This is a genomic window from Streptomyces sp. NPDC090022, from assembly GCF_044748145.1.
GTDB lineage: Bacteria > Actinomycetota > Actinomycetes > Streptomycetales > Streptomycetaceae > Streptomyces.
This window is the reverse complement of the sequence record NZ_JBIVFN010000004.1, coordinates 392,465-414,401: the sequence shown is the minus strand read 5'-3', so window position 1 is coordinate 414,401 and position 21,937 is coordinate 392,465. Positions and strand designations below refer to the sequence as shown.

The window sequence follows — 21,937 nt, the reverse complement described above, 5'->3', positions numbered from 1 at the left end:
GTGGTGAAGTCTCGCTTCCGTATGTGTGATGTGGAGCTGCGGTCGGCTCGGGGTCACCGGCCGTCCCGTGCAGCGATCGTAGTTCCGGCCCGGCGGCCGCCGGAACGAGCGTACGCGCCCGCACTCGACCGTACGTCACTCCAGGGTTTGGCAAGGTGTTCGATCCCGAACCGTCCGGATTCACCCATCTGTGGACTGTGTTCCGGGTTTGCCTCGCCGACCTGACGAGGTCCGCGAGACTCGGGCCCACTCTCGCAAGGGGACGCGGGGTTCCTTTGCATGATTTCCACAGAGCCTCTCCGGCCCGGCCGTACCGCCTGGGGCCGTGTCCAGGGATGCCTGCGGGGGGAAAGGCCGGCATGGTCAGGAAGAACAGGATGAACAGGGTCGCCGCCGCGTGCGCGGTGGCCGCACTGATGTCCGTGGCGCTGCCCGGCGCGACCGCCTCGGCGGCCGCCGCGACACCGCGCGTCGACCTCAGGGTGCTCGTCGTCGACGACGGCGGCAGCTCGGTCGACGCCATCACCGCGGAACTGAAGGACACCGGAGTCCCGTACACCCGGGTCGCGCTGGGGGAGAGCGGCCGCCCGGTCATCGACGCGGCGTTCCTCGCCGACACCGTCGACGGCCGGCCGCGCGCCAAGTACCAGGGCGTCGTGCTGCCCAACGAGAATCCTTTCGGCGCGGGCAGCGCCGAGATGGCCGCCCTGGTCGCGTACGAGACGGCGTACGGGATCCCCCAGGTCGACGCCTACACCTGGGCGCACCCGGGCGTGGGCCTGGAGTACACCGACAACGGCGGCTACAGCGGCCAGCTCGACGGCGCGCAGGCGGCCGTCACCGCCGCCGGCACCGGCGGCCCGTTCGGCTACCTCGCCGGACAGGTCGCCTTCGAGGACAACTCGCCCCTGATCCAGGAGAGCTACGGCTTCCTGGGCAAGCCGCGCACCGGCTACACCAGCTACGTCGACGCGCCCGTCACCGGCGGCCGCGCCTCGCTGGTCGGCGAGTACGCCCACGACGGCCGCCGCGAACTCGTCATCACCTTCGGCTACAACCAGCACCAGCGGCAGTTCCGGCTGCTGGCCCGCGGCATCGTCGAATGGCTCACCCAGGGCGTCCACCTCGGCCAGAGCCGCAACTACTTCGCCGTCCACGTCGACGACGTGTTCGCGCCCGACGCCCGCTGGAACAAGGAACTCAACTGCACCCCCGGCGACTACGCCTGCGCGGGCGGCGAGGGCCAGGAGAGCACCATCCGCATGACGGCCGCCGACGCCGTGTACGCGGCCCAGTGGCAGCAGCAGAAGAACTTCAAGCTCGACATGGTCTTCAACGGGGGCGCCGGAGAGGAGTGGAAGGCCGAGAACGGCGGCACCGACGCGATGACCGCCCAGCTGCTCGCCGACCGCGCCGAGTACCGCTGGATCAACCACACCTACACCCACCCCTTCCTGGGCTGCGTGCAGAACGTCGCCACCGTGCCCTGGTCCTGCACCAAGAACGCCCAGGGCGCCGTCCAGTGGATGAGCCGCGCCGACATCGCCGCGCAGATCCGCGACAACCACACCTGGGCGGCCGCCCGCGGCATCGCCCTGGACCGCACCGAACTGGTCACCGGCGAGCACTCGGGCCTGAAGACCCTGCCGCAGCAGAACCAGGACAACCCCAACCTCGCGGGCGCGCTCGCCGACAACGGCGTCAAGTGGATCGCGAGCGACAACTCCCGCGAACCCGCGCAGCGCACCGTCGGCTCCGCCCTGACCGTCCCCCGGCACCCGATGAACGTGTACTACAACACGGGCACCAACGCCGAGATGGCCGACGAGTACAACTGGATCTACACCAGCCGGGCGCACGGCGGCAGCGGCGTCTGCGAGGACAACCCCGGGACCTCCACCTGCCTGCCGGCCCCACTCGACGTCAGCACCGGCTACCTGACGCACATCGTCCCGCAGGAGGCCCGTACCGCCCTGCGGCACGTACTGGCCAACGACCCGCGCCCGCACTACGTCCACCAGTCCAACCTCGCCGAGGACCGCACCCTCTACCCCGTGCTCGACGAGGTCCTCGCCGCCTACCGCGGCCTGTACACCGCCGGCACCCCGATCGTGAACCAGAGCCAGAAGGACACCGGCGTCGAGCTCCAGCGCCGTGCCGCCTGGAACAAGGCACTGGCCGACGGCAAGGTCACCGCCTACCGGATCGGCAAGGACGTCACCGTCAAGGCGCCCTCCGGAGTGCTCGCCCCGGTCACCGTGCCGGAGGGCACCCGCAAGCAGATGCTGCTCGGCACCGCGGTGTACGGCTCCCCGTACGCCGGCGCCCGCTCCGCCTGGGCCGGGCCCGAGCTGCTCCAGAGCGCCCTCGTCCTCAAGCTGCTCTGACAGCGACCGTAGGAACGCAGTACCTCGAGTCCGGCGCGCCACCGATCCGGTGGGCGCCGGCCCTTATCCGTCCTGGGGGGACACACACGCATGAGCCATGGGCGTCATGTCACCATGCTCACCGAAGGCACCTATCCGCACGTCCACGGAGGCGTCAGCACCTGGTGCGACCAGCTCGTCCGGGGAATGCCCGAGGTCGATTTCAACGTCATAGCCCTGACCGGCTCCGGCCGGGAGCCGGTCACCTGGGAACTGCCGCGCAACGTCTACCGGCACACCGCGGTCCCGCTGTGGGGACCGCCGCCGGGCCGCGGCCGGGCCCGCCGGGCCGCCCTGCGCGGCAGGGCCCACCGCCGCTTCGCCGAGACCTACGAGCAGTTGCTGCTCGCCCTCCTCGCCCCGCCGGCCACCGCCGGGGACGCCCCCGCGCACGGCGGATTCTCCGAGGCCCTGCGCGAACTCGCCCGGCTCGCCCGGGCCGGCCGGCTCGCCGCCACCCTGCGCTCCGAATCGGTGCTCCGCCAGCTGATGGCCGTATGGACCCGCCCGGGTCTGGTCACCGCGGCCGCCGCGCCCACCATCCACGACGCGCTGACCGCCACCGACCTGCTCGAACACGCGCTGCGCCCGCTGGCCGTGCGCATCCCGCCCGACTCCGTCGCCCACGCCGTCAGCAGCGGCCTGGCCACCCTGCCCGCGCTGGCCGCCAAATCCCTCGACGGGGTGCCGTTCCTGCTCACCGAGCACGGCATCTACCTGCGCGAGCGCTACCTCGGTTACCGCACCGCCGCCCACCGCTGGCCGGTCAAGGCCCTGCTGCTCGGCTTCTACCGGGAGCTCAACTCCGAGGGCTACCGGCAGGCCGACCTGATCACCCCGTGCAACCAGTACAACCGCCGCTGGGAGGAGCGCGGGGGCGCCCCCGCCGACCGGATCCGCACCGTCTACAACGGCGTCGACCCGCACGCCTTCCCCGCGGCCGGTCCCGAACCGGAGGTCCCCACGCTGAGCTGGTGCGGCCGGATCGACCCCATCAAGGACCTCGAAACCCTCCTGCGCGCCTACGCGTTCATGCGCGCCGAACTGCCCGCGCTGCGGCTGCGGCTGTTCGGCCCGGTCCCGGCCGGCTGCGAGGAGTACCGGCGGCGCCTGGAGCTGCTCGCCGCCGACCTCGGCGTCACGGACGGGGTCGCGTACGAGGGCCGGATCGACGACGTCGCCCGGGCGTACGCGGCGGGCAGCGTCGTGATGCTCTCCAGCATCAGCGAGGGCTTCCCCTTCAGCATCATCGAGGCCATGTCCTGCGGCCGCACCACCGTCTCCACGGACGTCGGAGGGGTCCGCGAGGCCGTCGGCGACACCGGCCTGGTGGTGCCGCCGCGCGAACCGGAGACGATGGCCCGCGCCACCCTCGCCCTGCTGCGCGACCCCGTGCGCCGCGCCGAACTGGGCCGGCTCGCCCGCCGCCGGGTGGTGGAGAAGTTCACCCTGCACCAGTCCGTGGACGGCTTCCGCCACATCTACCGGGGCCTGGCCCACCAGCAGCACACCGACCGGGCCGTGCTGCCCCTCCGCGCGGGCGCCGACTGGGCGCACTGGCCGGCCGATCCCTGGTACCGCGAACTGGCGGCGGACGGGAGCGCGTGGTGAGCGGCTCCCTCTGGCTGGAACCGGCCGGCGCGCCCGGCCCGGCGGGCCTCCCGGCCCGCCGGTTCCCCGGCGCCCCGCCCGGCCCCGACGGGGGCGGCGGCACCCTGCCCGCCGTCCCGCGCCGCCGCCGCGAGGGCCCGGCGGCCGCCGACCCCATGGAGGAACTGGCCGGCCGCCTGGACACGCTGGTCGCGGCCGCCGTCCACCCCGACGAGATCGCCGCCGTCCTGGAATCCGACGGCATGACGGACGAGCACATCCGGCTCACCTACGGCCGGCCCGACTCCTTCGGGCTCGCCGAGGACCTCTACACCCGGGTGCCGCGCGCCTTCCCCGAACCCGCCGAGACCCCCGACCCGTGGCGGGTCCCGCTCACCGCCTGCCTGCTGCGCGGCGTGATCTTCGCGCTCCCCGGGCTCGCCTACCTGCTGGGCGCGCCCCTGCTGGAGGGGCCGCCCGACCGGCTCGGGCTGCCCGCCGGCACGCTCACCCTGCTCGCCGGGGCGCTCATCGGCTGGGTCTGGGACCAGACGCTGTCCCACCGGGCGTACTCCTGGCTGGGGCTGGGCGACCGGGCCGCCGCCGGGCGGACCCTGCTCGTCGGCGCGCCCGTCGGCGCCCTCCTGGGCATCGGCGCGGCGCTCGCCGTACCCGGCGGACCCGCCTTCTCCTACGCCTTCGCCGCGGGCCAGGCCCTGTACGTCGGGGCCGCCACCGTCCTGCTGGTGCTCGGCCGGGAGCGGCTGCTGCTGTGCGCGCTGGCGCCCATGGCCGCCGGCGCCCTGCTCACCCTGCGCGTCGACCTGCCGATCCCGGTACGCCAGACGCTGCTCGCGCTGTCCCTGCTCGCCGCGTGCGCCCTGGGCTTACGCGAACTGCCCCTGGCCGCCGGCGTGCGGGGCGTGGCCCGCCGGCTGCGCCGACTGCGCCGGCCCCACGACCGCGGCACCAGGAAGGGCACCGTGCGCTGGCGGACCCTGCGCGGCGCCGAGGACGAGTTCGCGCCGTGCGGTCCCCGGCTCGCCGACTCGGTGCCGTTCGGCGTCTTCGGACTCGGCACCGGGCTGCTGGTGCTGTACGCGGCGCTCGGCGAAGTCCTCGCGGGCGGGCCCGCCGAGGCGGTGGCGGCCCCGTCCGCGGTGGCGCTCACCTTGAGCATGGGGCCCGCCGAATGGCTGCTGCACCGCTTCCGCAGCGGCAGCCTGGCCGGGCTGCGGGCCGCGCGGTCACCGCGCGCCTTCTGGGGCCGGATGCTGCTCACCCTGCTGCGCTGCCTGTCCGCCTACCTGCTGGTGGTGCTCTGCCTGGGCATCGTCGGCACCCTGCTGTGGCCCGGAGCCCCGTCCCTGACCGGCGTCCGCGTCGCCGCGCTGCTGCTGCTCGGCGCCGTGATGTGGACCGGGCTGCTCCTGCAGTCCTTCGGCGCCGTACGGATCGCGGCGGCCGTGTGCGCCGGGGCCGCCGTCGCCCAGAGCCTGGCGCTGCTGCTCGACGTCGCCGGGCCCCGCACGGTCCAGCTCGCCGTGGCGGGCTCGGCGGCCGCGCTGCTGGCCGGGACCGTCGTCGTCCTCCTCGGGCGGGCGACCGCCCACCGATGACCCGCCGATCATGAAGGAACCCATGCTGCTGGTGCCCCTGTACGAGCACCCCGCCGACCGCCCCGAGGCCTGGGAGAGGCTGATCCGCTCCGCCGGGCGGCTGCACTCGGTCGTCCTGAACCCCGACAGCGGACCCGGGGCCGCGCGCGACGAGCGGTTCGCCGCCGTCGCGGCGCGGCTGCGCGACGCGGGCGTGCCCGTCCTCGGGTACGCCGACACCGACTACGGGCGGCGCCCGCACGCCTCGGTCGTCCGGGACCTGCTGTCCCACCGCGACTGGTACGGCACCGACGGCGCCTTCCTCGACCAGACGGCCGCCGGCCCCGAACTGCTGCCCCACTACCGGCGGCTGGCCGTCGCCGCACGGGCCGCCGGAGCGGGCACGCTGGTCCTCAACCCCGGGACGCACCCGCACCCCGGGTACGCCGAAGTCGCCGACCTGCTGGTCACCTTCGAGGGGCCCTGGGACGCGTACCGTGAGGCGGGCACCGCCCCGTCGTGGACCGCCGGGTACCCGGCCCACCGGTTCTGCCACCTCGTGTACGCCGTCCCGCCCGGCGCCCCGGCCGCCGAGCTGGCCACCGAGCGGCGGGCGGGCGTGCACTGCGCGGTGCCCGGCGGCGGGGCGCACCCGTGGGGCACCCTGCCGTACGCCCTGGAGGACCCCCGATGAAACGGTCACGCACCGCCCCGTTCCTGCTGCTGCCCTCGCTCCTGCTCCTGCTCGCCGCGTGCACGGCCGGGCCCGGCGAGGGGGACGACCCGACCGGGCCCGCCCCCTCCCCGCGGGCCCCGGGGGAGCGCTGGCAGCCCAGACCCGGGACCGCCTGGCAGTGGCAGCTCTCCGGCAAGCTCGACCTGTCCGTCAAGGTGCCGGTGTACGACGTGGACGGCTTCACCACCACCCGGGCGCAGGTCGCGAAGCTGAAGGCGGCCGGCCGCGACGTCATCTGCTACCTGTCCACCGGCGCCTGGGAGGACTTCCGCCCGGACGCGGACGCCTTCCCCCAGGAACTGCTCGGCCGGAGCAACGGCTGGAAGGGCGAACGCTGGCTCGACATCCGGCGCACCGACCTGCTGGAGCCGCTGATGGCCGCGCGCCTGGACATGTGCCGGGACAAGGGCTTCGACGCCGTCGAACCCGACAACATGGACGGCTACCGCAACACCACCGGCTTCCCCCTGAACGCCGACGACCAGCTGCGCTACAACCGCCTCATCGCCCGCCTCGCCCACGACCGCGGCCTGGCCGTCGGCCTGAAGAACGACCTCGACCAGATCCCGCAGCTGGTGGGCGACTTCGACTTCGCGGTCAACGAACAGTGCGCCCAGTACGGCGAATGCGACAAGCTCGCCCCGTTCGTCGCGGCGGGCAAGGCCGTCTTCCACGTCGAGTACGAACTGGGCACGGAGCGCTTCTGCGCCGCCTCGCGCCGCCTCGGGCTCAGCTCGCTGGAGAAGAAGTACGAGCTGGGGGCCTGGCGCAGACCGTGCTGAGGAGACGGCCTACACGGGGAGGATCACGTGCACCCGGTAGCCGCCGCCGTAGCGGGGACCGGCGAAGCAGGAGCCGCCCAGGGCGCCCGCCCGTTCGCGCATGCCCAGCAGGCCGTGGCCGCCGCCCCCGTCGGGGGCGGGGGAGGAGTCCGCGCTCGTGCCGCCGTCGTCCAGGACGGTGACCTCGACCGAGGGGCCCACGCGGATCACGCTGACCTCCGCCCGGGCGCCCGGCCCGGCGTGCTTGCGGACGTTGGTCAGCGCTTCCTGGATGACCCGGTACGCCGCCAGGTCGACGGCGGCCGGCAGCGGGCCCTGGGAGTCGTTCAGCGCGACGTCCACCGGCAGGCCGGCGTGCCGGAAGGTGTCCACCAGCTCGTCGAGCCGGGCCAGCCCCGGCGCGGGCTCGGTCGGTGCCTCCGGGTCGCCGGACTGCCGCAGCAGACCCACCGTCGCCCGCAGTTCGTTCAGCGCCGACCGGCTGGCCTCCCGTACGTGGGCCAGGGCTTCCTTGGCCTGGTCCGGCCGCTTGTCCATGACGTGCGAGGCCACCCCGGCCTGCACGTTGACCAGGGCGATGTGGTGGGCGACCACGTCGTGCAGATCGCGCGCGATCCGCAGCCGCTCCTCCGCGACCCGGCGCCGGGCCTCCTCCTCCCGGGTCCGCTCGGCCCGCTCGGCCCGCTCCCGGATGGCGTCCACGAACGCCCGCCGGCTGCGCACCGCGTCCCCGGCCGCCGCCGCCATCCCGGTCCACGCGAAGATCCCCAGGTTCTCCTGCGCGTACCAGGGCAGCGGCCCGGCCAGCATGGCCACGCCGGTCAGCACGGTCATGGTGAGCAGGCCCACCCGCCAGGTCGTGGGCCGGTCGGTGCGCGAGGCCACCGTGTACAGCGCGATCACCGTGCACATGGCGACCGGGGCCCGGGGCTCGCCGGTGGCCAGTTCCAGCACGGACAGCGCCACGGCCGCGGTCAGCACGGCGAGCGGCCGGCGGCGCCGGAAGACCAGCGCGGCCGCGCCGAGCACCATCAGCACCAGGGACGTCGTGTGCGGCGTACGGGTCCCGAAGGTCGGCCCGTGCGGCCCGTGCGGATCGGCGAACGATCCGACGATCATGCAGACGAGCACCCCGGCCGCGAGCAGGGCGTCGGTGCCCAGCGGATGCGCCCGCATCCAGTTCCGGGTGGGCGCGAGCCGCCCGAGGTGTGTCGTCACCCGGATACGGTACGGCCTGCCCCGCGCGCCCGACACGGGCCGGACCCCGTGCTCGGCTCACGCGCTCGGCTCACGCGCTCAGCCCTGGCGCAGGCCTTCCCCGGGTGGCGTGGGCGGTGGCGGTGGCGGGGGCCGGCCCGTGTCGGCCACGGCCCGCGGGGAGCGCCGGGGTCCCCAGGCGGCCCGCGCCGCGCACACCGCCATGACCGCGACGATCGCGGCGAGGTGTTCCTTGCCCGCGAGGTTGTTCTTGACCAGCACCTCGACGATCATCACCGCGACCACCAGGAACCCGGTCAGGTACGCCCGGTAGCGCCAGCAGACGTAGATCGCGAGCCCGACCACCGCGGCCGACGGCCCGGTGTCGTTGACGATCCGGTCCGACACCGGCAGGCCGAGCGGATGGTCCGGGCCGAGCGCGAGCCCGGCCCGCGCGTACGTCGTGCCGGCGAGCGTGGCGACGTACCCGACCAGCAGGGTGCGCCACCAGCCGATGGAGATCTCGGCGATCCCGAACACCAGCAGGACCTGGGCGAGCGCTCCCCAGACCGGCAGGTCCAGGGCGGGCACGAACAGCGACAGCGGCGTGCGCAGCAGGGCCAGCCAGAACGGGTCGACGGCCTGGACCGAACCCAGGTCCTGCACCAGCCGGAAACCCCACGGCTGCTGGTGCTGCACGAGGTGGAAGACCGAGGTCAGCGCGACGGCGCCCAGCGTCATCGGGACCGCCCGCCACGCCCTGGCGACCAGCGCGTCGCGGACGGTCCGGTACAGCGGCCCCCATTCGCGGCGGGCGAACCGCCGCACGGTGGGCGTGGACGTCAACGCTTGCTCTCCAGATGCTTGCGGTGCACCCACTTCGGGAGTCCGGGCGCTTCGAGGAAGCCCTCCGCGCGGCCCGCCGCGATGCCGATCCGCAGCAGATCGGCGCTCTTCTCGAAGAGCATGAACCGCGGTTCCCAGATCGGCCGGTATTTGGCGTTGGCCCGGTAGAGGGACTCGATCTGCCACCACCGGGAGAAGAAGCTCAGCAGCGAACGCCACATCCGCAGCACCGGGCCGGCGCCCAGCCGGGAGCCGCGCTCGAAGACGGACCGGAACATGGCGAAGTTCAGCGACACCTGGGTGACGCCGATCTCCTTCGACCGCTCCAGGAGTTCGATGACCATGAACTCCATCAGGCCGTTCTCCGAGTCCCGGTCCCGGCGCATCAGGTCCAGGGACAGGCCCTTGGCGCCCCACGGCACGAACGACAGCAGGGCCCGCAGGTCGCCGTTGCCGTCGGTGCACTCCAGCATCACGCACTGGCCGTCGGCCGGGTCGCCCAGCCGCCCCAGCGCCATCGAGAAGCCGCGCTCGGTCGCCCCGTCGCGCCAGTCGTCGGCGCGCCGCAGCAGCTCGTCCATCTCGGCCGCCGGGATGTCGGCGTGCCGGCGGATCCGCACCTCGTACCCGGCCCGCTCGACCCGGTTGTAGGCCTGCCGGACGGTGCGCATGGCGCGGCCCTCCAGCGTGAACTCGGCGGTCTCCACGATCGCCTCGTCGCCCAGCTCCAGGGCGTCCAGGCCGTGCCGGGCGTAGATCTGCCCGGCCTCCTCGCTCGCCCCCATCACGGCGGGCACCCAGCCGTGCTCGCGGGCCTCCGCCAGCCACGGCTCGATCGCGCCGGGCCAGGCCTCGGGGTCTCCGATCGGGTCGCCGGAGGCCAGCGAGACCCCGCCCACCACCCGGTACGTGACGGCGGCTTTGCCGGTGGGGGACCAGATGACGCTCTTCTCGCGGCGCAGCGCGAAGTAGCCGAGCGAGTCGCGGGCGCCCTGGCGGGCCAGCAGCGCCCGCAGCCGTTCCTCGTCCTCCTCGCTCAGCGGGTCCACGGCGCGGCGCGAGCGGAACGCGGCCAGCAGCACGGCCAGCAGCAGCAGGAACGACATGACGTTGATGCACACGTCCACCCACGGCGGGGTGACGATCCCGTGGTAGCCGGTGTCCTCGGTGGCCAGGGTGACCAGGCGCATCACGCCGTAGCGCCAGCGCGCCAGGAAGGAGGCCTCCTCGGGCGCGGGGGCGCTGTTGGTGGCGCCCACCAGCAGGGCGGCGACCAGCGAGGTCACCAACAGGCCGACGGCCGCGACGGCGGTGGCGAGCTTGGGGTTGGAGCGGTCGCCCTTGGCGTAGAACTCGCGGCGGCCCAGCAGCAGCGCGCCGACGAAGAGGGCGGTCAGGCCGAGCGAGACCCAGTTCTGGGCGTGCGCGCGGATCTCCGGGTAGCCCGGGATGCAGAACGCCGCCACCAGCAGCGCCAGCATCATGCCGCTGAGCGCCAGGTTCAAGATCCAGGCCGCCCGCTTGCGGCGGCCCATGGTCACCGCCAGCAGCAGGGTGAACAGGCCGGAGCCGAAGCCCGCCGTCAGCAGGTACGGCGTGTAGTAGTCGTCGGTGTTGTGGTCCCGCAGGTCCTGCCCCAGCGACACCCACACCGCGCTGAGGAAGTTGACGAACGTGACCGCCCGCAGGTACCAGACCGCGAACCCGGCCGCGCGCCGCGACCGGACGCCCCGTCCGGCGCCGTCCCGTCTGGCGCCGTCCCGTGCGGCGCCGTCTCCCTTGCCGCCGTCCCCCTTGCCGTTGTCCCCCGTGCTGCTACTGCTGTTGCCTCTGGTGGCGCCGGCCGCGTCCGCCCGGGGTGTCCGGGCGGTCGTGCGGTCGGTCTCTGCGCTGGCCAAACGGACCTCTCCCATGAAAAGCGATCATATGGGTCATCGCGGTCCACAGGAGGGGCGGTTGACGCGCCGACTGGTCAGGCCGGCGGTCGACCGCGGCTCACTCCGAAGGCTCCTCCGCCCGCTCCGGGAGCTCCGCCGCGAGTGCGGCGGCCGCCCGGACCAGGGGAAGCGCCAGCAATGCCCCGGTTCCTTCACCTACTGTGACGCCGTGATCGAGCACGGGGTTGAGTGCCATTCGGTCAAGTGCCTTGGCCTGACCCGGCTCCCCGCTGGCCTGCCCGGCCACCCACCAGTCCGGGGCCCGGAACGCCGCCCGCTGCGCCACCAGCCCGCAGGCCGCCGAAACGATCCCGTCCAGGATCACCGGGGTCCGGCGCACCGCGCACTGGAGCAGGAAACCGGTGATCGCGGCCACGTCCGCGCCGCCGACCGCGCCCAGCAGCGCCACCTGGTCGCCCAGCGCCGGGCGGGCCCGGCGCAGCGCGTCCCGGATCGCCGCGCACTTGCGCATCCACGCCAGGTCGTCGATGGGCGTGCCGCCCCGCCCGGTCACCACCGAGGCGTCCGTCCCGCACAGGGCCGCGACCAGGGTCGCGGCCACCGTGGTCCCGCCCACGCTCAGATCGCCGAGCACCACCAGATCGGTCCCGGAGTCCGCCTCCTCGTCGGCGATCCGCATGCCCAGGCGCAGCGCCGCCTCGGTCTCCTCCGGCGTCAGCGCGTCCTCGATGTCGATACGCCCGCTGCCGCGCCGTACGCGGTGCTCGACGACGTCCTTGGGCAGCAGCTCGGGGTCGCAGTCCAGGCCCGCGTCCACCACCCGGATCCCGATGCCGAAGCGGCGGGCCAGGATCGACACCGGGCTGCGCCCGTCGAGCACCGCCCGTACCAGCTCGTGCGCGCCGCCCGCGGGTCCCGCGGACACCCCGAGGGAGGCCACCCCGTGGTCGGCGGCGAACAGCACCACCTTGGGACGCTCGACCGGCGTGACCGGAACCCGCCCCTGCGCGGCGGCCAGCCATTCGGCGAGCTCGTCGAGCCGCCCCAGCGCCCCCGGCGGCACGGCCAGCCGCTCACGGCGGTCCTCGGCGTCCCGCCGTACGCCCCCGTCGGGGCGCTCGATCAGATCGGAGAAGTCGTCGAGATTCAGCGTGGTCATCTGCCGAAGGGTACAGGCGGTCAGGCCCTGCCCAAGCCCTCTCCTCCCGGAGCTGAACGGCGGGCCGCGCCCGGGCCTATTCCTTGAGAACGAGGGCCCCTCCGGCGACCACCAGCAGGACGTGTTCGCACTCCCCGGCGACCGCCGCGTTCAGCCGCCCCAGCTCGTCTCGGAAGCGCCGTCCGGAGGCGGTGGCGGGCACGACGCCCGAGCCGACCTCGTTGCTCACGACGACCACCGTGCGCCGGGTGGCCCGGAAGGCCGCCACCAGCTCGGCGGTGCGCTCCCGCAGCTCCTTCTGCCCTGGGCCCGCCCACGTCTCGTCGTCCCAGGCCCCGGCCCGGTCCATCGCGTCGGTCAGCCACAGCGCCAGACAGTCGATCAGCAGCGGCGGCCCGCCCTCGGTCAGCAGCGGTACCAGCTCGCAGGTCTCCAGCGTCCGCCAGCCGGCCGGCCGCCGCTCGCGGTGCATCCCCACGCGCTGGGCCCACTCCGCGTCGCCGTCACGGGTCCCGCCGGTGGCCACGTAGTGCACCTCGGGGAAGGTCTCCAGGCGGCGTTCCGCCTCGTACGACTTGCCCGAGCGCGCCCCGCCCAGCACCAGCGTGCGGCGCGGCAGGTCCGGCACAGCGTGGTACTCGCCGACGATCACCGTCGTCCCGTCCGGCACCGCCCGGGCCCCGGCGGCCGCGCAGCGCCGGTCCAGCTCCGCCCCCGGCGGGGTGTCGTGGTCGAGGTGCACGGCGATCACATCGGTGGCCGGGCCCACCGCGCCGACCGCCCGCAGCCGGGCCAGCGCCTCGGGCCGGCCCAGGACGTCGGCGAGCACCATGTCGTACGGCGGGGCGCCCGGCGCCGCGTCCGCCCCGGCCGGGGCCCCGCCGGGCGGCAGGTACAGCAGCCGGTCCCCGTCCGGCCCGGTGACCTCGTACCCGGTGCCCGGCGCGTCCATCGGCACCGCCCGCACCCGGTGCCCGCTGATCACCGCGAGCTCCCGCCCGTCCGGCACGCGGCCGGCCGCCGGCAGCCCCGGCGGCAGCTCCACGGCGGGTCCGTCGTGCGGGTGCGTCAGCAGCACCTGCCGTACGCCGGCCAGCGAGTGCCCGGCCCGCGCGGCGGCCAGCACCGCCCCGGGCGTCAGGTCGAGCAGCAGCGCCCCGTCGACGAGTACGGCGGTCGCGGCGCGCGCCCGGGTGCCCACGGAGACCGCGCACGCGGCGCAGGGACAGCCGGGGCGGGGCAGTCCTTCGGGTGTGCCGGTACCCAGCAGAGTCAGTTCCACGTAGAAGATCCTCCCGCGTCGCCGCGCGTGATGCGCGCCCGGCTAGTCTGCGGGGCAGACTCACCAGGAGCCCGGCCGGCGAGCGGACGGGCAGCGGACGGGCAACGGAGGCGGACATGGCGTGGACGTGGCGGTTCGAGAAGGCCGACGGTACGGAGGCCGCGCCCGCGGTGGAGCCGGAGGAGTTCACGACGCAGGGGGACGCGGAGTCCTGGATCGGCGAGTACTGGAAGGAGCTGCTGGAAGGCGGCACCGAGCGGGTGAAGCTGTCGGACGACGCCGGCACGGAGCTCTACACGATGAGCCTGCGCGACGCGGTCGACGCGTAACCCGGGGCCCGGCGCCGACGGGTCCCCCACCGTGACGTGAACGCACGTCGCCCCCTCTCCGGCCCGCGGCCCGGAGAGGGGGCCCCGTCGGCCCGCACCACCTCAGCGACTCGCGCCCTCGGGCCACAGGATCCGCACCCGGACGCCGGTCGCTCGGCGTGTCACGGGCCCCCGAGGCTCTTCATCATCACCGCGTACACCGGTGAGTCCGCGAACGGCTGGTTCTCCCCGATCTTCCGGTACCCCCAGCCCTCGTACATCGCCTGGAGGCGGGGCCGTTTCGTGTCCACGGTGAGGACCGCCCAGGCCTCCGGCCGGCCACCGGTCAGTGCGTCGTGCAGGCGCGGCCCCAGCCCGTTCTTCCGCCACTTCGGGCGCACCATCAGTTCCGAGACGGAGAACGTGGACGCCGGCTCCGGCGGGGTGTCGAGGTGCCCTCGCCACCACTCCCTCCCCGGGGTGGCCGGGGCTCCGTAGGAGAACCCGACCGGTGTGTCGCCCTCCCAGGCGATGACGCACGCGAAGTCGGGGCTGGCGCCCCAGTGGTCCACGAACCACGGGAAGCGCTGGACGAACTCCTCGTGGAGGCGGTCCGCGTACGCGTCCTCGTGCACGTCCAGGAGGGTCTGCCGGATGTCACCGAGGTCGTGATGGCGGTGGCGCGTCAGGGCGATGGTCACGCGGTGCTCCATTCGGTGCGGTAGCGGTCGCTCCACTCCCTGGCCGGCCGGGCGGAGGGGGCGAGCATGAACAAGGCCCGGTGGAAGTCTCCGACCCTGGTCCGCAGGCGGCCGGGCAGGCGGTCGCCCGCCATCAGCTCGAAGGCTTCGCCGGTCGTCGCGCACGCCAGATCGACGTCGCCCTGGTGCAGTTGAGCGAACGCGAGACCGATGACGGCCATCGAGCGGTTCCGCCGCAGCTCCGTGGGCAGGGTGGCCAGGGCTCGGTGGGAGGCCGCCTCGGCGTTCGCGTACCGGCCGAGCAGCCGGTGGACGGCCGCGGTGAGCGCGGCGAGTTCCGCGGGCCCGTAGAAGCCGATCCACGGGGGCCGCGGCGCGGTGAGATCCGCTTTCGCGAGTGCGGCTTCCGCGTGGCCCAGGGACCGCAGTGCGGGGCGGTGGTCCCCGCGCCCGGCGTGACCGATGGCGGTCCGGGCGTGGGTCAGGGAGGAGAACAGGGGATCGCGCCGGGCCGCGGTGGTGGTCTGGGCGGCCTGCGCGGCGGCGATGCCCTCGCCGTAGTCGCGCCGCTGGTGCGCGAGCATCGCGGTGGCATTCCAGACGAGCAGCTGTGCCGCTGGGTCCTGGGCCATACCGGCCATGCTCAGGGCCTCGTTCAGGTGCACCCGGGCCCGGTCCAGCCGGCGGGCGTCGATACACGACCACGCCGCCGCCGACGTGTAGTGCGCGGCCACGGACAACAGACGCTGGCGTACGGTCTGCGAGACGGCGTTGCGTTGCAACCGAACCGCTTCGGCGGCTCCGCCGAGCGCGGCCCTCTCCAGCGCGATGTGCCCTCCGCGCGTCTGGTCGAGAGCGGTCAACGCCGCCATACCGTCCCGCAGCCGGAACACGTCCGACATTCCGGCGGATCTGCCGCTCGTGACTCCGGGGACGGACGCGGCGAGCGCGCCGACCGTGGCGGTGCAGAAGGAACGGCGCAGCACGGGATCCTCCGATGATGCGGTGGCGGCGGTTGGCGCGAACCCCAGATCCGTACTCGGGCATCCGAACACCCGCTCAAGCGCGACGCGCGTACGCCCGATCGGTCGCAGGGTGGCCCCGCTGAGCAGATTGCGCACCGTGCGAGCGGAGACGTCGCCGGGCCGACCGGTGATCTCCAGCAGCGCGACGTTCATCCGGGCCGCCAGCTCCTCCTGCGTGAGCCCGAGATCAGCCATCCGCGCCCGTAGGACAGCGTTCCCCGTCATGCCACCCAACGTAGCCCTGCCCTCACTCTCCGGTCCAGGAGGGTCGTCAAGCGCGCGCAAAGTCTTCCTGTCCCCGGCGGTGCCACGGCCGTCGGCCTTTCCTGGCTCGTCACGGCCGCCGGGCGTTGACTGTCACCATCCGAGGAGAGGAACACCCGCGATGGAAGTCCGTGAGACAGGCACGTCGACGTTCGGGCATGTGCCGCACCGGCTGCTCGGGCAGCGGGTCGTCGACACCCGGTCGCTGCGGGAGGGCGAGCTGCGGGCCGTCGTGGCCGAGGGCAAGGGCGGCCTCACGGCGTACATCCGCGGGCGCGACCACCGGGAGTTCGAGGCCCCGCTCGCCTGTGTGCGGGCCGCCACGTGAGCGAGTGGCGGAGCCTGGCACAGATGGAGGCCGAGGCCGCGAACCTGATGGTGACGGGTCTCGGGCTGGAGGCGCGGGCTTCCCCGGCCCACCCGGGCGGCATCTGCCGCACCGTCACCGTGCCGTGCCCGGCGTGCCGGCAGCCAGGGGCTCTGCAACGGCGCTTCGGCTCCACCTTCGTCCACTGCACCCGCTGCTCGGCCGGCTTCGGCATCGTGCACGATCCGGTGCGCTGCTGGGAACCGCTGCGATGACCGGCGGCCCCGTCGGCGGCGCTCTGCCGAACATCCGCCCCGGCCGTCCCGACACGCCGCCTTCGGCTGTTCGAGCTCCTCTGCGGGAGTGGAAGAAACTGTTCCCTCCCCATGGGCGGGGAGTCCAGCTGGCCCGCCGGCCGGCGGCCGCGGAGCTGGACGGCGCCGGGTACACGCGGACGCATCCGGTCCGCGAGGACGTCGTGCACGTGGTCGCCGAGCTGGCCGCCAACGCCGCCACCCACGGCCGGGTGCCCGGGCGGGGGTTCCGGGTCGCGATCACGGAGCTGCCCGGTGTCTTCCTGGTGGAGGTCTCCGACGCACGCAGCGAAAGGCGGCCGTGCGTGCGGGGTGCCGCCTGCGTGGACGAGGGCGGCTATGGGCTGCGGGTCGTGGACGCGCTCGCCAGCGAATGGGGCGGGTACCAGGAAGACGTGATCAAGGTCGTATGGGCCACGATCGCGAAAAACGGCAAGCGCCCCCGTGACCAGTTCCGCCCGCTGAACGCCCGAAGGGGCACCCCGTGGAGGGCGCCCCTTCGTCGTACGCCGGACCCCGAAGGGCCCTCGGCTGCGTCAGACCCGGACCGGGTCGTCGTCCTCGGACGAGCGCGACGGCGCGGCCGACGTCGCGGCCGGGACCACCGTCAGCCGGCCGGCCCGCTTCGCGTCCCGCTTCTGACGGCGGCGCTCCTTGCGCAGCTCGACCATCGTGTAGAGGGTCGGCACCAGGAGCAGCGTCAGCAGGGTGGAGCTGATCAGGCCGCCGATCACGACCACCGCGAGCGGCTGGGAGATGAACCCGCCCTCGCCGGTGACGCCGAGCGCCATCGGCAGCAGGGCGAAGATCGTCGCCAGGGCCGTCATCAGGATGGGGCGCAGCCGGTGCCGGCCGCCCTCGACGACCGCCTCGACGACGCCCAGGCCCTGGGCGCGGTACTGGTTGACGAGGTCGATCAGGACGATCGCGTTGGTGACCACGATGCCGATGAGCATCAGCATGCCGATCATCGCGGGGACGCCCATCGGGGTGCCGGTGACGATGAGCAGGCCGAGCGCGCCGGTCGCCGCGAACGGGATGGACACCAGCAGGATCAGCGGCTGGATCAGCGACTTGAAGGTCGCGACCAGCAGCATGAACACGATGGCGATGGCCGCGAACATGGCCAGCCCCAGCTGTGCGAACGCCTCGTCCTGGTCCTCGGAGACCCCGCCGATCGAGGCGGTGGCGCCGTCGGGCAGGTCCAGGGACTTCAGCTTCGTCTGCAGGGCGGAGCTGACCGCGCCGGTGTTGTCGCCGGTCGGCTTGGCCGTGATGGTCGCGGCGCGGGCGCCGTCGATACGGGTCATGCCGACCGGACCGGGCACCTCCTCGACCTCGGCGACGTCACCGAGCCGGAGCGGGCCGACGGGCAGCGCCTGGAGCTCGGCCAGCGTCCTGGCGGGCTGCGCGGAGGTGATGACGATGTCCCGCTCGGTGTTGTCCAGGACGGCCTTGCCGGCCGGGATCCCGTGGACGGCCTGGGCGACGATGCCGCCCAGCATCGTCTGGTCCAGGCCCGCCTCGGCGGCCTTGGGGGTGGCGGTGACGGAGATCCGGGGCACCGACTGGGACAGGTCGCTCTGGACGTTGGTGACGTCCTTCAGGCCGGCCACCTCGGCGCGGACCTGCTCGGCGGCCTTCGCCAGCACCGCCGCGTCGGCGGCCTTGACGACCACGCTGAGGTCCTGGTTGCCGAAGGACTCGCCGGCCACGACGTTGGTCTCGCCGATGCCGTCGAGGCCGGCGAGGCCCTTCTCGATGCGGCGGACGGTGTCCTCGGCGGAGACCGAGTCCTTCAGGGTGATCTGGTACGTGGCCTGGTTGGAGCCCGTACCGCCGCCGAAGGCCGCGAGGAAGCCGGAGGAACCGACGGTGACCTGGTAGTCCTTGACGCCGTCGGTGGCGGCCAGGACCTTCTCGACCTTCTGGGCGGCCGCGTCGGAGGCGGCCAGCGAGGTGCCGGGGGCCAGCTCCTGCTTGAGGGTGAGGACCTTCTGCTCGCCCGGGTCGAAGAAGTTGGTCTTCAGCAGCGGGGTCATGCCGAAGGTGCCCAGGAGCACCACGACGGCGATGACCACACTGGTCAGGCGGCGCCGGGTGGCGAAGCCCAGCACCCGCACGTACAGGCGCTGGAGCCGGCTGCGGGCCTCCTTCTCCTCGGCCTCGCGGCGGGCCCGGGCCGGGTCCTCGGCGGTGCCCTTGGGGGCGCGCAGGAACCAGTACGCCAGCACCGGTACGACGGTCAGCGAGACCAGCAGGGACGCCAGCAGGGCGGCGGTGACGGTCAGCGAGAAGGAGCCGAAGAGCTCGCCGACCATGCCGCCGACCAGCCCGATGGGGAGGAAGACGGCGACGGTGGTCAGGGTGGAGGAGGTGACCGCGCCGGCGACCTCCTTGACGGCGGCGACGATCGCGGACTCGCGCTCCTCGCCGTAGCCGAGGTGGCGCTTGATGTTCTCCAGGACCACGATCGAGTCGTCGACGACGCGGCCGATGGCGATGGTGAGCGCGCCGAGGGTGAGCATGTTCAGCGACAGGTCGCGGGTCCACAGCACGATGAGCGCGAGGACGACGGACAGCGGGATGGAGACCGCGGTGACCAGCGTCGAGCGCAGCGAGGCCAGGAAGACCAGGATCACGATCACCGCGAAGAGCAGGCCGAGCAGGCCCTCGGTGGTGAGGCTGGAGATGGCGGTGGCCACGGCCGGGCCCTGGTCGCTGACGACGGTCAGGGCGGCGCCGGAGCCGAGGTCGGCGCGCAGCTCGGGCAGCTTGGCGGTGACGGCGTCGGAGATGGCGACGGCGCTGCCGTCCTTGTCCATCGTCATGACGACGGCGAGGCTGGGCTTGCCGTTGGTACGGGTCAGCGAGACCGCCTTGGCGGGCTGCTGGGTGACGGTGGCGACGTCGCCGAGCCGGACGGCGCCCTTGCCGGGGCCGGCGCTCAGCCGCAGGTCCTGGACCTGGGCCAGGGAGGTGTAGCCGCCGCCGACGCGGACGGTGCGGTTCTTGCCGGCCTCGTCGAAGGAGCCGGCCGGGACGGTCGCGCCGCCCGCCCTGAGGGCTTCGCCCAGCTTGCCGGCGTCGAGGCCGGCGGCCGCGAGCTCGGCGGTGTCGGGGGTGACGGCGACCTGGAGGTCCTGCACGCCGTCGACGGTGACCTGGCCGACGCCGTCGATGTCCTCGAGGACCGGGACGACGGTGCGCTGCAGCTGGTCGGCGAGGGCCTGCTGGTCCTTGTCGGAGGTGACGGCGAGGACGACGGTGGGGATGTCGTCGGTCGAGCCGGCCACGACCTGCGGGTCGACGTCGGCGGGCAGCGTGGCGCGGACCCGGTTGACGGCCTGCTGGACGTCGGCGACGAGCTGCTTGGTGCCGGAGTCGCCGTAGTCGAAGGTGGCGCGGATCAGCGCGTTGCCCTCGGTCGCGGTGGAGGTGATGCCGGTGATCCCGTCGACGCCCTTGAGGGCGCCTTCGATCGGTTCGACGACCTGCTTCTCGACCACGTCGGGCGAGGCGCCCTGGTACGGCGCGAGCACGGAGACCATCGGGAGTTCGATGGAGGGCAGCAGCTGCTGCTTGAGCTGCGGGATGGCTATGACGCCGAAGAGGAGCGCGACGATCGACACGAGTCCGATCAGCGCACGTTGGGCGAGGCTGAAGCGGGACAGCCAGGACATGGGTGGGATCTCTCTGCTGTGGCCGAAAGCTGGTCCCTTCCATCCCATCCCACCGGGCGGCACCGAATCCTCGGCTTCAGGTCGCGTCCTTATCTCACGCATACCGCGAACGCAGTACGCACATCGGCGCCCGGCTACTCCGTGCGCGGGCGGACAAGTCCTGATTCGTACGCGATGACCACCAATTGCGCCCGGTCACGGGCGCCGAGCTTGGCCATGGCCCGGTTGACGTGGGTCTTGACGGTGAGCGGGCTGACCTCCAGCCGTCCGGCGATCTCGTCGTTCGACAGCCCGGCCGCGACCAGGACGAGCACCTCGCGTTCGCGTCCGGTGAGCGCGGCCAGCCGCTGGGCGCGGGCGCCGTCGGGGATCCCGTCCGCGGCGGGTCCGGAGCGGCCGCCCTGGGCGAGGAAGGTGGCGATCAGGCCCTTGGTGGCGGCCGGGGACAGCAGCGCCTCGCCGGCGTGGGCGATCCGGATGGCGTTCAGCAGTTCCTCGGGTTCGGCGCCCTTGCCGAGGAACCCGGACGCCCCCGCGCGCAGGGCCTGGACGACGTACTCGTCCACCTCGAAGGTCGTCAGCATCACGACGCGGACGTCCGCCAGCTCCGGGTCGGCGCTGATCGCGCGGGTGGCGGCGAGGCCGTCGGTGCCGGGCATCCGGATGTCCATGAGGACCACGTCGGCCTTCAGCTCACGGGCGAGCGCACAGGCCTGCGCGCCGTCGGAGGCCTCCCCCACGACGCGCATGCCGGGTTCGGAGTCGATGAGCACCTTGAACGCGCTGCGCAGGAGCGCCTGGTCGTCGGCGAGCAGCACCCTGATGGGCGTCGCCGACGGGTCCGGGGACTGTGCTTCCGGCTGGGGCAGGGGGTGTTCCACGGACCAGAGCGTACGTCGCCCCGCCCGCCCGGGGTCGGTCAGCCCAGCGCGAGGACGACCAGGGCGCAGGTCGCGGCGGTCTCCTCGACGGCGCCGAAGACGTCCCCGGTGACCCCGTCGAGGCGGCGGACGCAGCGGCGCAGCAGCAGTTCGGCGGCGGCCAGTCCCGCCAGGACCGCGCCCGCGTGCTGGGCGGCGGCCGGCAGGCCGAGCGGCAGGGCGGCGGCTGCCGCGGCGAGCGCGGTGAGGACGGCGAGGGCGGCAGCGGCCGGGACCGGGACCACACCGGCCACCGCGGCGCCCAGGCCGCCGGGCCGGGCCGCGGGAACGCCGGAGCGGGCGGCGAGGGTCATGGCGAGGCGGGCGGTCACGGCCGCGGTCACGGCGGCCAGGGCGCCGGGCGCCCAGCCGCCGGCGTAGAGGTCGTACAGCGCGGCGACCTGGGCCAGGAGGACCAGGAGGAGGGTGATGACGCCGAAGGGGCCGATGTCGGACTGCTTCATGATCCGCAGGGCGGTCTCGGCCGGCTTGGCGCTGCCCAGGCCGTCGGCGGTGTCGGCCAGGCCGTCCAGGTGCAGCCCGCGGGTCAGGGCGGCGGGGACGGCGACGGTGGCGACGGCGGCCAGCAGCGGGCCCGCGGAGAGCAGGACCAGGGCGGTGCCGAGGGCGGCGGCGCAGAGCCCGACGACCAGCCCGGCCAGCGGGGCGCACACCATGCCGGTGCGCGCCGCGGGCCGGTCCCACCGGGTGATGCGGGCGGGCAGCACGGTGAGCGTGCCGAAGGCGAAGCGGACGCCGTCGAGCAGCGAAGCGCGCTCCGGGGCCGGCGACGGGGACGCGGGAGCGGGGGGCGGCGGGGGCGGGGATCCGGTCATCCCGGCGAACGCTACCTGTTCGAAGCAGCCGGTAAATTGCCCCTTACGCACCACATGGGGAGCTG

At 73.9% G+C, this 21,937-nt stretch carries 18 protein-coding genes; 8 read left to right on the top strand and 10 right to left on the bottom strand.

The features are described from left to right. Window positions 1-359 precede the first annotated feature (359 nt). The 5 genes from ACIPXB_RS12300 to ACIPXB_RS12280 all read left to right on the top strand — a co-directional run bounded on the left by ACIPXB_RS12300 (window position 360) and on the right by ACIPXB_RS12280 (window position 7,132). Window positions 360-2,387, top strand: coding sequence for a hypothetical protein (locus ACIPXB_RS12300; RefSeq protein ID WP_401447961.1), 2,028 nt, complete (start codon window positions 360-362; stop codon window positions 2,385-2,387). Between the two features lie 90 nt (window positions 2,388-2,477). After that, the gene (gene pelF, locus ACIPXB_RS12295; protein ID WP_401447959.1) at window positions 2,478-4,037 is read left to right on the top strand and encodes a GT4 family glycosyltransferase PelF; all 1,560 of its coding nucleotides are present in this window, start codon (window positions 2,478-2,480) and stop codon (window positions 4,035-4,037) included. After that, window positions 4,034-5,635, top strand: a complete 1,602-nt coding sequence (locus ACIPXB_RS12290; protein ID WP_401447956.1) for a hypothetical protein — start codon at window positions 4,034-4,036, stop codon at window positions 5,633-5,635. The genes pelF and ACIPXB_RS12290 overlap by 4 nt, the downstream gene beginning before the upstream one ends. A gap of 10 nt (window positions 5,636-5,645) precedes the next feature. Next, window positions 5,646-6,308: a spherulation-specific family 4 protein gene (locus tag ACIPXB_RS12285; protein WP_401447954.1), complete on the top strand. Its 663-nt coding sequence runs from the start codon at window positions 5,646-5,648 to the stop codon at window positions 6,306-6,308. Continuing rightward, window positions 6,305-7,132, top strand: coding sequence for an endo alpha-1,4 polygalactosaminidase (locus ACIPXB_RS12280; RefSeq protein WP_401447951.1), 828 nt, complete (start codon window positions 6,305-6,307; stop codon window positions 7,130-7,132). Before ACIPXB_RS12285 ends, ACIPXB_RS12280 begins: the two co-directional genes overlap by 4 nt. Window positions 7,133-7,141: 9 nt before the next feature. On the opposite strand, the gene ACIPXB_RS12275 is transcribed toward ACIPXB_RS12280, so the two are convergent. The 5 genes from ACIPXB_RS12275 to ACIPXB_RS12255 form a co-directional block, all read right to left on the bottom strand. Further along, the gene (locus ACIPXB_RS12275; protein ID WP_401448296.1) at window positions 7,142-8,308 is read right to left on the bottom strand and encodes a sensor histidine kinase; all 1,167 of its coding nucleotides are present in this window, start codon (window positions 8,306-8,308) and stop codon (window positions 7,142-7,144) included. Between the two features lie 120 nt (window positions 8,309-8,428). Then, complete coding sequence (locus ACIPXB_RS12270) at window positions 8,429-9,175, bottom strand: hypothetical protein (RefSeq protein ID WP_401447949.1); 747 nt, start codon at window positions 9,173-9,175, stop codon at window positions 8,429-8,431. After that, window positions 9,172-11,088 (bottom strand): phosphatidylglycerol lysyltransferase domain-containing protein, encoded by a 1,917-nt coding sequence (locus ACIPXB_RS12265; protein WP_401447947.1) that lies wholly within the window; start codon window positions 11,086-11,088, stop codon window positions 9,172-9,174. Before ACIPXB_RS12265 ends, ACIPXB_RS12270 begins: the two co-directional genes overlap by 4 nt. A gap of 82 nt (window positions 11,089-11,170) precedes the next feature. Then, window positions 11,171-12,232, bottom strand: coding sequence for a nicotinate-nucleotide--dimethylbenzimidazole phosphoribosyltransferase (gene cobT / locus ACIPXB_RS12260; protein WP_401447945.1), 1,062 nt, complete (start codon window positions 12,230-12,232; stop codon window positions 11,171-11,173). A gap of 76 nt (window positions 12,233-12,308) precedes the next feature. Next, a complete protein-coding gene (locus ACIPXB_RS12255; RefSeq protein WP_401447943.1) occupies window positions 12,309-13,514 on the bottom strand; it encodes a bifunctional adenosylcobinamide kinase/adenosylcobinamide-phosphate guanylyltransferase in 1,206 nt (401 codons plus the stop codon). Window positions 13,515-13,630: 116 nt separating this feature from the next. Here ACIPXB_RS12255 and ACIPXB_RS12250 point away from each other — a divergent pair, with 116 nt between their 5' ends. Next, window positions 13,631-13,843 carry a hypothetical protein gene (locus tag ACIPXB_RS12250; RefSeq protein ID WP_401447941.1) on the top strand — a complete coding sequence of 71 codons (213 nt, stop codon included), beginning with the start codon at window positions 13,631-13,633 and terminating at the stop codon, window positions 13,841-13,843. Window positions 13,844-14,004: 161 nt separating this feature from the next. Here the strand turns inward: ACIPXB_RS12250 and ACIPXB_RS12245 are convergent, their stop codons facing one another. Together ACIPXB_RS12245 and ACIPXB_RS12240 are read right to left on the bottom strand one after the other, a co-directional pair. Then, a complete protein-coding gene (locus ACIPXB_RS12245) occupies window positions 14,005-14,535 on the bottom strand; it encodes a GNAT family N-acetyltransferase (protein ID WP_401447938.1) in 531 nt (176 codons plus the stop codon). Continuing rightward, the gene (locus tag ACIPXB_RS12240; protein WP_401447935.1) at window positions 14,520-15,773 is read right to left on the bottom strand and encodes a multiprotein-bridging factor 1 family protein; all 1,254 of its coding nucleotides are present in this window, start codon (window positions 15,771-15,773) and stop codon (window positions 14,520-14,522) included. Before ACIPXB_RS12240 ends, ACIPXB_RS12245 begins: the two co-directional genes overlap by 16 nt. 160 nt (window positions 15,774-15,933) lie before the next feature. Here ACIPXB_RS12240 and ACIPXB_RS12235 point away from each other — a divergent pair, with 160 nt between their 5' ends. Together ACIPXB_RS12235 and ACIPXB_RS12230 are read left to right on the top strand one after the other, a co-directional pair. Beyond that, complete coding sequence (locus ACIPXB_RS12235) at window positions 15,934-16,140, top strand: hypothetical protein (protein WP_401447933.1); 207 nt, start codon at window positions 15,934-15,936, stop codon at window positions 16,138-16,140. Further along, window positions 16,137-16,394 carry a hypothetical protein gene (locus ACIPXB_RS12230; RefSeq protein ID WP_401447931.1) on the top strand — a complete coding sequence of 86 codons (258 nt, stop codon included), beginning with the start codon at window positions 16,137-16,139 and terminating at the stop codon, window positions 16,392-16,394. The genes ACIPXB_RS12235 and ACIPXB_RS12230 overlap by 4 nt, the downstream gene beginning before the upstream one ends. Before the next feature lie 575 nt (window positions 16,395-16,969). Here ACIPXB_RS12230 and ACIPXB_RS12225 read toward each other — a convergent pair. From ACIPXB_RS12225 to ACIPXB_RS12215, 3 genes are all read right to left on the bottom strand, one after another. Beyond that, window positions 16,970-20,116 carry an efflux RND transporter permease subunit gene (locus ACIPXB_RS12225; protein WP_401447928.1) on the bottom strand — a complete coding sequence of 1,049 codons (3,147 nt, stop codon included), beginning with the start codon at window positions 20,114-20,116 and terminating at the stop codon, window positions 16,970-16,972. Between the two features lie 134 nt (window positions 20,117-20,250). Continuing rightward, entirely contained in the window at window positions 20,251-20,997 is a 747-nt protein-coding gene (locus ACIPXB_RS12220) for a response regulator (RefSeq protein ID WP_401447926.1), read from the bottom strand. Between the two features lie 38 nt (window positions 20,998-21,035). Continuing rightward, window positions 21,036-21,872 carry an adenosylcobinamide-GDP ribazoletransferase gene (locus ACIPXB_RS12215; protein ID WP_401447924.1) on the bottom strand — a complete coding sequence of 279 codons (837 nt, stop codon included), beginning with the start codon at window positions 21,870-21,872 and terminating at the stop codon, window positions 21,036-21,038. Window positions 21,873-21,937: the final 65 nt, after the last annotated feature.

Coding starts and splice junctions, on each gene's coding strand:
- ACIPXB_RS12300 (WP_401447961.1), top strand. CDS start 360: ATGGTCAGGAAGAACAGGATGAACAGGGTCGCCGCCGCGTGCGCGGTG.
- pelF (WP_401447959.1), top strand. CDS start 2,478: ATGAGCCATGGGCGTCATGTCACCATGCTCACCGAAGGCACCTATCCG.
- ACIPXB_RS12285 (WP_401447954.1), top strand. CDS start 5,646: ATGAAGGAACCCATGCTGCTGGTGCCCCTGTACGAGCACCCCGCCGAC.
- ACIPXB_RS12280 (WP_401447951.1), top strand. CDS start 6,305: ATGAAACGGTCACGCACCGCCCCGTTCCTGCTGCTGCCCTCGCTCCTG.
- ACIPXB_RS12275 (WP_401448296.1), bottom strand. CDS start 8,308: ATGCGGGCGCATCCGCTGGGCACCGACGCCCTGCTCGCGGCCGGGGTG.
- ACIPXB_RS12265 (WP_401447947.1), bottom strand. CDS start 11,088: ATGGGAGAGGTCCGTTTGGCCAGCGCAGAGACCGACCGCACGACCGCC.
- cobT (WP_401447945.1), bottom strand. CDS start 12,232: ATGACCACGCTGAATCTCGACGACTTCTCCGATCTGATCGAGCGCCCC.
- ACIPXB_RS12250 (WP_401447941.1), top strand. CDS start 13,631: ATGGCGTGGACGTGGCGGTTCGAGAAGGCCGACGGTACGGAGGCCGCG.
- ACIPXB_RS12245 (WP_401447938.1), bottom strand. CDS start 14,535: ATGGAGCACCGCGTGACCATCGCCCTGACGCGCCACCGCCATCACGAC.
- ACIPXB_RS12240 (WP_401447935.1), bottom strand. CDS start 15,773: ATGACGGGGAACGCTGTCCTACGGGCGCGGATGGCTGATCTCGGGCTC.
- ACIPXB_RS12235 (WP_401447933.1), top strand. CDS start 15,934: ATGGAAGTCCGTGAGACAGGCACGTCGACGTTCGGGCATGTGCCGCAC.
- ACIPXB_RS12225 (WP_401447928.1), bottom strand. CDS start 20,116: ATGTCCTGGCTGTCCCGCTTCAGCCTCGCCCAACGTGCGCTGATCGGA.
- ACIPXB_RS12215 (WP_401447924.1), bottom strand. CDS start 21,872: ATGACCGGATCCCCGCCCCCGCCGCCCCCCGCTCCCGCGTCCCCGTCG.